Raw genomic sequence first — 8,745 nt, 5'->3', positions numbered from 1 at the left:
CACATTGGGTCTACGTCCAATCAGCTTGGTTCTTCCCTCTTCTTCCTCTTCCTCGGGGAAATCCTTTTCCTTCATGGGAAATTCTTCCTTTAAAGAGAAACGCTCTACATTGGGTCGGCTTTCCTTTCGCTCTCGCTCCAAGGTTTCTTTCTGGAAGGCAATAACTTTCTTCAATCTGCTACGTGTCTGCCACAGGAAGATGGATAGGGCGGCAAGAAGCAAAGCCACTAAGGCAAAAACTATGCTTAATATGGTCTGAACATTATATTTTCCTACCAAAGCATCATATTGATTTAATAAAGTTGGATAGCTTTCCGCATTTTTCTTCTGCTCAGCCTCTAAGGGATCCTGAAAATACCGCTGAATGGTTTTTTCCTTTAAGTCGTAACGATAAAAGTGTAAATCCCCCGCATCATTCATTCCATAAACAATAATGTACTGATGCTCTGTATCGGCCTTCCATACCCATCCCTTTACCTGATGACCGTCTACATCAATGGTGCTTTCCCAAAAGCCATCCGGAATCTTTACATCGGAGCCGGGATTCATAATGGTAATGCTCTTGTCCTTTGCGGTAAGCTTAACCCCCTCGTTCTTAGTCTCCGCCTCTTCACTTTCTTCTGCAGAGGCTGAAGTTTCCGCCGCGCTTTCACTGCTTGTTTCTTCTGCAGTAATATTTACAGCACCTTTTCCCACATGGGTAAGGTTTAAAAGACTTTCATCCCCGCTGTATATTTCCTGCTTTTCTACCGTAATACTGGACTGTCCTGCGGAAGCAGCCTTGAATTTCAAAGCAAATGCCAAGGTATTTGCTACGGAATTATCGCCGGTACCGTGTACACGCAGAGTTCCTGCACCTCCATCAGTATTCGTTCCGCTGACAAACTGCAAAGAATTACTGTCGTAGCGAAGGGTAATATCTACTCTGGCTAAAGGAGTATCACTCTTCACCTTCATATTCACCGTGATTTCTTCTCCCACCTTACCTGTCGGATCGGAAAAGCTTAGCTGTCCGTCTGCAGCAAAAACAGCCATGGAAAACAGAAGGCTGAGCAGGCAAGTATATAGTATATATTGTAATGATTTCATTATTATTTCCTCAAATTCCTCTGATTCGAGTCTTCCCATCCTCTGACAGTACCCGAAGCTTTACTCGACACATTCCGTTATATTTTACTGAAAGATGAGAATTCTTTCAAGACTTTTTAACCAAGAGGACTCTTTCCAATCTCCACTACTTCTACACCGCTCTCTGTCTTCCCTGCTGAGCTGTTTGTGTTGCTTCCATTTCCATTAGCACCTGCATTTCCTGCATTGCTTACTGTGCTATTACCGCTGCCCGAGCTATCTCCGGAACTGTTGCCACCATCTTTTCTTGTGGGTTTCTCATCTCCGGTAGGAATCGGCTCTTTCTGTCCCGGCATATCCTTATATACGGGGATGGAGAAAACCAGAGCTTTATTCTTCATATCTTTGCTGTAAGCTGAAGATAACTTTGCCCCTTCCTCGGCAGCTCCCTGTACATTGGTCATATATTGATGCTTAAACAGGTTGGAGCCTTGTACGTTCCACTTCTTCAGGTACAAAGTATTCTGTCCCGCATTCATATAATTTTCCGCAAAGAACTGTGCTCCGCCCACAATAGACTTTTCTCTGCTATTCCAGGGACGCATATAGCTGCCACTTTGCTTGGCATACCAAATACCTCTCTCTATGGCTCCCATCTTTCCATCCTGGTAAGCACCGATATTAAAATAATTGTAATGTCCGCTACTTCCGGAAATAGAACCGCTGCTTCCTTTTCCCTGCTCCTGTAAAATCATGGAAGCAAGAACATAGGGATTCTGCTTAGACTGCTCCGCAGCCTTCATAATAATACTCACGTAATCCACACCGCCTGCATTTGTTCCGTTACTTGTATTGGAATTGTCTGCAGATGCCGCTGTGCTTCCAGAAGGAATAACCGTTCCCTCCGCATTTGATATGTTTGCTCCCGGTCCATCATTGGAAATGACTACTGTTTCCGTTGAATTCTGGGTAGAGGAAGCATCTCCGCTTCCGCTGTTTCCCCCATTTCCACTGCCTTGACTTCCGCTATCCATAAAGCTGCCCATTAGCATGGCTGCCAAACCGTCTCTCGTCTGTTCCTCCGGATTATAGCTGTGGAGTAAGAATTGGAAAATGTAGGACTCATCCAAAAAGTTTCTGGGATCCATATAGTATGCTGTTAATTGTCTGGAGGCACCAACCCAGGTAGGACCGTCAAATCCTACCCATGTTCCTGTATTCCAGTCATATTTTCCCTGATCGGTGGACTTCCAGGATGAAATAGCATTCTTGTCCACAAGACTGCCGGTTCCTTCCATCTCTCCGTCTAAAACTCTCTGCCAATCCAAATTGGTATGTAAAGCCTTAAACTGCCAGTTGGGAAACTCTGCATGGAGAGCTCTTAGGCCGTCCTTATAAGCTTCCGGAAAGCCCTGTTGATTTAAAGCGTTCTCAAAGGCCTCATCCCTTTGGTATTGAACCGGAAATTTTACAAAATCGGAACGAATATATCCGCTTCCCCCTTGGAAATTAACCGGATACCAGCTTTCTCCGGAAGAGTTTTGCACCGGATCCCCTACTTTAACGGCTGTATTGGAATAAAGGTTCGTCACCTTTTTACTGTTCTTGTTGGCTTCAGCCCTTACATTGACCATACTGCCCTTAATTACGGCATCCTTTTCTGTAGCAAAAGCTTGCGTAGCAAAAACGCTGCTCAAGATTAATCCTAAACTTATAAAACGTCTCCAACTTGTTCTTCTCATTTTTCTCCCTGCCCTTTACGCCAAAGAATGATGTTCTCGAAAAAGCATCTCTTTGTGATCCATCAGGGAAAAAATCCCTGTCTTTATACATCTGCAATTCTATCGGAAATTATAAAGATTAAAAAATAATTTTCAATGAAGATTTTCTTGCATCATTTTAATTTTTTTATTTCCTTCCGTCAATGCTTCTTGGAATTATTCAGACAAATGACAAAGAAAAGTAATGAACGAGGATATCAGCAGAGAGAATGCATCCCTTCTAGGATAGCTTTTGGAACGGGATACGCTCTCGCTAACCTCGCCTCATAGCGGCTCTAAGCTTTTACAAAACAAAAGCTAAGAGCCGACGGGCTCAGATTGTCCCTTATCAAAAGCTATCCTAGAAGGAATAAGTCTGTTTCTCCTCTGCTTATAGGCTCTAAAATAAGGTAGAAGGAAACAAAAAAGAACTGTAAAAATCAAAAAAATAAAGGGATTTTCGACAATATAGGTCTGAATGCGGGGTAGTCTGAGCCCATCAGTACTTACTGAAAGCGAGCTAAGCGAAGCTTGAAGTTAGTACTGCTATGTGGCGAGGCTAGCGAGAGCGTGCCCCGTTTCAGACCTATATTGCTTAGAAAATCATTTTGATTTTTACAGTCTCTTCGATTTGTTTTGTTCTTCTACCTCATTTTACACCGGGTAGGCTTTATTTTCTTTATCAGCGTTCTTTAACGCGATGCCGGATTTCTGGGCATCTCTGTACTGGAAGAAGTCCTTGGCCACCTGAGGGAATAATGCGTAAGACAGTACGTCCTCCGGCTGCTGTGTCCATTCCTTACATTCTTCCTTAAACTGCTCAAGCTGTGGCGGAATATGGTCTGCTGGGCGATCTGTCATCTGCTTCTCTCCCTTTAAGACCTTCTTCAGCATTTCTTCATCCATAGGCTTTACGGTTCTACCGAACTCTCCCGCAACCAGCTTGTATGACTCCTTGGGAACCATCTTATACCGCTCTCCGGTAATCACATTCATTACCGCCTGGGTTCCTACAATCTGAGAAGACGGAGTAACCAGTGGCGGCTCTCCAAAGTCCTTACGCACTCTTGGAACCTCCTCCAAAACATCCTGAAGCTTCTCGTCCTTCCCTGCCTGATGCAGCTGGGAAATCAGATTAGATAACATTCCTCCGGGAACCTGATACTTTAAGGCCTTGATATCTACGCCCAATACCTTTGTGGAAAGAAGGCCGGATTTGATACATTCCTCCCGGTAAGGCTGGAAATAATTGGAAATTTCAATAAGCTTGTCCAGATCAAGGCCGGTATCATACTCGGTGCCCTGTAAAGCCGCTACCATAACCTCTGTAGATGGCTGGGAAGTTCCCATAGCCAAGGGAGTTGATGCGGTATCAATAATATCCGCCCCTGCTTCAATAGCCTTTAAATAGGTCATGGAAGCCATACCGGAAGTATAGTGGGTGTGCATCTCTATGGGAAGAGAGGTTCCTCTCTTTAAAGCCCCAACCAGCTCTGTTGCCTCCTTAGGAAGAAGCAGACCTGCCATGTCCTTAATGCAAAGGGAATCCGCACCGAGATTTTCCACATCTCTTGCCAGGTTCTCCCAGTATTCCAAGGTATAAGCATCTCCCAGGGTATAGCAAAGAGCGATCTGGGCATGTCCCCCTTCTTTTCTGGTGGCCTTTACGGCAGTTTCCAGATTTCGAATATCATTTAAGCAGTCGAAAATTCGAATGACATCAATGCCGTTGGCAATGGATTTTTCTACAAAGTACTCCACCACATCATCTGCGTAGTGATTGTAGCCTAAGATATTCTGTCCGCGGAACAACATTTGCAGCTTCGTATTCTTAAAATGTCTTTTCAACATCCGAAGTCTTTCCCAGGGATCTTCCTTTAGGAAACGAAGGCAGGCATCAAAGGTTGCTCCTCCCCAACATTCCACCGCATGGTATCCTACCTGATCCATCTTGTCCAAAATAGGCTCCATCAATTCACTGGGCATTCTTGTGGCAATCAAGGACTGGTGCGCATCTCTCAGCACGGTCTCCGTAATCTTAACTTTTGCCATATTTTCCCCTTTCTATTTCACTCCAAACACAGCCATAAAGATTCCTGCTGCAACCGCCGTTCCGATAACCCCTGCCACATTCGGTCCCATGGCATGCATTAAAAGGAAGTTGGTCGGGTCTGATTCCGCTCCCACCTTTTGGGATACTCTTGCCGCCATAGGCACTGCGGAAACGCCTGCGGAACCGATTAACGGATTAATCTTCTTTCCGGAAGCATAGTACATCACTTTTCCGAGAAGTACACCTGCCGCTGTTCCGAAGGCAAAGGCTACCAGTCCCAAGAAAACAATCTTTAAGGTATTTACATTTAAAAAGGCTTCTGCAGAGGTGGTTGCTCCTACAGAGGTTCCCAGTAAAATAACCACAATATACATCATGGCATTTGCCGCAGTGTCTGTTAACTGCTTTACAACACCGGACTCTTTAAAAAGATTTCCCAGCATCAGCATACCTACAAGGGGTGCTGTGGTGGGTAAAATCAAACAAACCACAATGGTTACCACAATGGGGAACAGAATTTTTTCCAGCTTGAAAACCGGTCTTAACTGCTCCATCTTACACATCCGCTCTTCCTTGGTGGTTAAAGCCCGCATAATAGGCGGCTGGATGATAGGAACCAAAGACATATAGCTGTATGCCGCAACCGCAATAGGTCCAAGCAATGCCGTCTGTCCCAGCTTGTTGCAAAGGAAGATGGAGGTAGGACCGTCCGCTCCTCCGATGATGGAAATTGCCGCAGCAGCCGCTCCGTTAAAGCCAAGGAAAATGGCAATAAAGTAAGCTGCATAAATACCGAACTGTGCCGCCGCTCCCAGTAAGAAGCTGATGGGATTGGCAATCAACGGGGAGAAGTCCGTCTGGGCTCCCACTCCCAGGAAAATCAAAGACGGTAAAATGGTCCATTCATCTAAACGGAAGAAATACCATAAAAGTCCCCCGGTTCCATTGATGGACTTTTCCGGGCTTAACATAATATCCGGATAGATATTTACCAAAAGCATTCCGAAAGCAATAGGTACCATCAATAAGGGCTCAAATCCCTTGGCAATTCCCAGATACAGGAAAACCAGGGCAACAAGAATCATCAGGTAATTTCCCGGAGTAAGATGAAAGAAGGCCGTTTGCTGTAGTAGATTGGATAAGGTCTCTACTATATTCATGAAAATATCCTCCTATCCTAACTTTATGCGTTTAAGCTGGCCAATTTCGCACCGGATTCCACGCTGTCTCCCACCTTTACGTTAATGCTTGCTACAACACCATCCTGTGGAGCTACAATGTCGTTTTCCATCTTCATGGCTTCCAAAACAAGAAGTACGTCTCCTGCCTTTACACTATCTCCTTCTTTCGCCTTTACCGCAAGAATCTTTCCGGGCATAGGCGCGGATACTGCCACATTGCCTTCCTTGGCAGCAGATGCTGCAGGTGCGGAGGCTACAGGAGCAGAAGCTGCAGGCGCAGAAGCTGCAGGCGCGGATTTCTCCACTGCCTTTGGAGCGGAAACAACACCGCCGTTTTTCTCCTCTACTGTTACATCATAAGCTACACCGTTTACTGTAATTGTATACTGCTTCATAATCTCTCCTTATCTCCGTCTTCTAATCGAACGAACCACCAGACCGTTGTTTAATTCCTTGGCATCCTTAAAAGGATTTTCCACGACCTGCTCCGCTTCATAGGCCTCAATAGCCGCCATCATTACAATGCTTAATACATCCTCAGGGATACCCTCTTCTTTTTCTACAACAGGAACCACGCGCTTGGGAACTTGCTTTTCTACCGCCTTAGCTGTAGGAGCCGGCATCTTTCTCTTAGCCTTTTTCTCTTGGTGTTTTTCTTCCCAAATGTGAATGTACTTAAACAGGCTGATAATCCAGGCAATGAAAATGAGTACGGCAAAAACCATTCCCATGCCCACCAAGAGATTTTGTCCGGCGGAAGCCATCTTCTCTTCCATACTGTACTCCGGAACAAAGCTCATGGAGGTGAAGCCGCTGTAATCCTCTTTTAAAGATGCATCAAAGTCTAATTTTCTTTTTTCGAACTGTGCCACAAGATGAAACTTGTATTCTCCATTCTCTTTTGTGACAATGTTCTCCTTGACCTCCTGAAATTCTCCAAGCTCCTCTTTGTCATTCTTGAAATTATTTAAGGCATTATAGAGAACCTCTTCCTTAGCCTTGTAGGCCTCCTGAATCCCCTGATTAAGACTGCTCTCATCCTGGGTTACCATAGAGGTAAAATACTGCTCTATCGTTTGTTCAAGTTCAGCCGATGTGGAAGAATCCAAGGCTTCCGCTTCCACAGTCTGCTTTCCGCAGGAAAGCAAAAAGAAGGACAGAAGCAAAGTACAGAGGAGGAATGTTTTCTTTATTTTCTTCATTTTCCCCTCCTAGTTGCTTCCAAATTTTTTATGAAAATCAAAGTTAGCCTTTCCGTATAAGATTTCAAAAGCGGAAATAATTCTTTGACGGCTTTCCTCCGGTAAAATCAAATCATCCACATAGCCTCTCTTTGCCGCCGCTAAGGCAGAAGATTTCTCTGCTAAAAATTTCTTACTTTCCTCTTCTCTCTCGGAAGCGGATTTTTCAGGATACAAAATATCCGCTGCGTACTTGGCATCCATAATGGAAATCTCAGACTCGGGATATGCATAAACCAAGTCCACGCCCAGTCCCTTGCTGCCAATCGCCGCTCCTGCGGAACCGATAGCCTTCTTCACAAGGCTCACCATAGGCACAGAAGCATTTCCATAGATGGAAAGAAGACTTGCCATAGCCTTTGCCATGTGCTTTTCATTGCAAGAGCAGTTTTCAAAGCCCGGCACATCACACACTGTCAGGATAGGAATAGAATAGCTGTTACAGAAGCGAAGGAATTGATCCATCTTTTCCACTGCCTTCCAATGCAGAGGCTCACCATTAGTAGCCACCGCACCCACAGTCTGTCCATTTAAGGAAATAAAGGCAGTAACTGCCCCCTCACCAAAATGAGACTTTACTTCAAAGATTCTTCCTTCATCTGAAAGAGTTTCCAGTGCCTCTCTCGGTGCCAATGCAAAGAAGCCCTCCACACTGCGGTTTAAGCTGTCTTCCACATCCTCCTGATAAGCTGCATCTTCATTATTGGCAGGTAAAAAAGCAAACGCCTTACGAACTTCATCAAAAATCTCTTCCTCCGTACCGTAAAAGTCAAGATTTCCCTGCTTAGCCTGTGACTCTGCTTTCGCAAAAGCCTCGTCCTTATTGCCCTCCACCCCATCAGGAGCGGTAAGGAAGAGTCTTGCCTCCTCTTTTTCCATAAAGGAAAAATCGGAAAGGGAAGGAAGAATGGCAAGACCTCCTCCTACCTGTCCGAAAATCACGGTATATTGGGGAACCAAACCCTTCGCCTTTGCCTTTTTCTCGTAAATGGTGGAAAGGGCAAAAATAGCATCTGTAGCTTCCGGAATACGAAGTCCGCTGGAATCCAGTAATTCCACCACCGGGCAGCCCATTTTCATCGCTGTATCATAGAGAGCGGCAATCTTCTTTCCATGCATCTCTCCGATACTCCCGGAGAGTACTTCTCTATCTTGTGCATAAATATATACCGGCTTACCGGAAATACTGCCATACCCACAAATGACTCCATCCGATGCTTCCTGTTTCTCACCGGAATTAAAATCTGTACTTCTGCTGCAAACATGAGCACCGATTTCCACAAAACTGGATTCATCCAGCAAGGCCTCTATACGCTTCCTTGCCAAAGAATTACGCTGATCCATAATCTTCCTCCATTTCTATTTTGAGGGCAAATTACCCTTTTAACATGGCTTATTGTAAACGATAGCAAAATCTAATTCAAGCCAAAGAAATAACAAAC

At 44.9% G+C, this 8,745-nt stretch carries 7 protein-coding genes; all 7 read right to left on the bottom strand.

Features of this window, described 5'->3' with window-relative positions; all coding sequences use genetic code 11:
* The coding region (locus RYL27_RS04575) for a cohesin domain-containing protein (RefSeq protein ID WP_314965555.1) at nucleotides 1–1,089 on the bottom strand (1,089 nt) is incomplete at its 3' end.
* A 116-nt stretch (nucleotides 1,090–1,205) separates the two neighbouring features.
* Nucleotides 1,206–2,810 (bottom strand): N-acetylglucosaminidase, encoded by a 1,605-nt coding sequence (locus RYL27_RS04570; RefSeq protein WP_314965554.1) that lies wholly within the window; start codon nucleotides 2,808–2,810, stop codon nucleotides 1,206–1,208.
* 672 nt (nucleotides 2,811–3,482) lie between these two features.
* A complete protein-coding gene (locus RYL27_RS04565; RefSeq protein ID WP_314965553.1) occupies nucleotides 3,483–4,880 on the bottom strand; it encodes an oxaloacetate decarboxylase subunit alpha in 1,398 nt (465 codons plus the stop codon).
* 12 nt (nucleotides 4,881–4,892) lie between these two features.
* Nucleotides 4,893–6,041, bottom strand: a complete 1,149-nt coding sequence (locus RYL27_RS04560; RefSeq protein ID WP_314965551.1) for a sodium ion-translocating decarboxylase subunit beta — start codon at nucleotides 6,039–6,041, stop codon at nucleotides 4,893–4,895.
* Nucleotides 6,042–6,064: 23 nt separating this feature from the next.
* Nucleotides 6,065–6,457, bottom strand: coding sequence for a biotin/lipoyl-containing protein (locus RYL27_RS04555; RefSeq protein ID WP_314669955.1), 393 nt, complete (start codon nucleotides 6,455–6,457; stop codon nucleotides 6,065–6,067).
* Between the two features lie 9 nt (nucleotides 6,458–6,466).
* On the bottom strand, nucleotides 6,467–7,264 hold the full coding sequence (locus tag RYL27_RS04550) for an OadG family protein (protein ID WP_314669950.1): 798 nt from the start codon (nucleotides 7,262–7,264) through the stop codon (nucleotides 6,467–6,469).
* A 9-nt stretch (nucleotides 7,265–7,273) separates the two neighbouring features.
* Nucleotides 7,274–8,647 carry a carboxyl transferase domain-containing protein gene (locus tag RYL27_RS04545; RefSeq protein ID WP_314965548.1) on the bottom strand — a complete coding sequence of 458 codons (1,374 nt, stop codon included), beginning with the start codon at nucleotides 8,645–8,647 and terminating at the stop codon, nucleotides 7,274–7,276.
* Nucleotides 8,648–8,745 lie beyond the last annotated feature (98 nt).

Source organism: Oribacterium sinus, assembly GCF_963537195.1.
In the GTDB taxonomy this organism is placed as follows: Bacteria; Bacillota; Clostridia; order Lachnospirales; family Lachnospiraceae; genus Oribacterium; species Oribacterium sinus_A.
Note: the sequence above shows the minus strand (reverse complement) of the source record. Positions and strands in the feature narration are given on the sequence as shown.

Excerpts from the sequence above, each read along its gene's own strand:
- RYL27_RS04570 (WP_314965554.1), bottom strand. The coding sequence starts at position 2,810 with ATGAGAAGAACAAGTTGGAGACGTTTTATAAGTTTAGGATTAATCTTG.
- RYL27_RS04565 (WP_314965553.1), bottom strand. The coding sequence starts at position 4,880 with ATGGCAAAAGTTAAGATTACGGAGACCGTGCTGAGAGATGCGCACCAG.
- RYL27_RS04560 (WP_314965551.1), bottom strand. The coding sequence starts at position 6,041 with ATGAATATAGTAGAGACCTTATCCAATCTACTACAGCAAACGGCCTTC.
- RYL27_RS04555 (WP_314669955.1), bottom strand. The coding sequence starts at position 6,457 with ATGAAGCAGTATACAATTACAGTAAACGGTGTAGCTTATGATGTAACA.
- RYL27_RS04550 (WP_314669950.1), bottom strand. The coding sequence starts at position 7,264 with ATGAAGAAAATAAAGAAAACATTCCTCCTCTGTACTTTGCTTCTGTCC.
- RYL27_RS04545 (WP_314965548.1), bottom strand. The coding sequence starts at position 8,647 with ATGGATCAGCGTAATTCTTTGGCAAGGAAGCGTATAGAGGCCTTGCTG.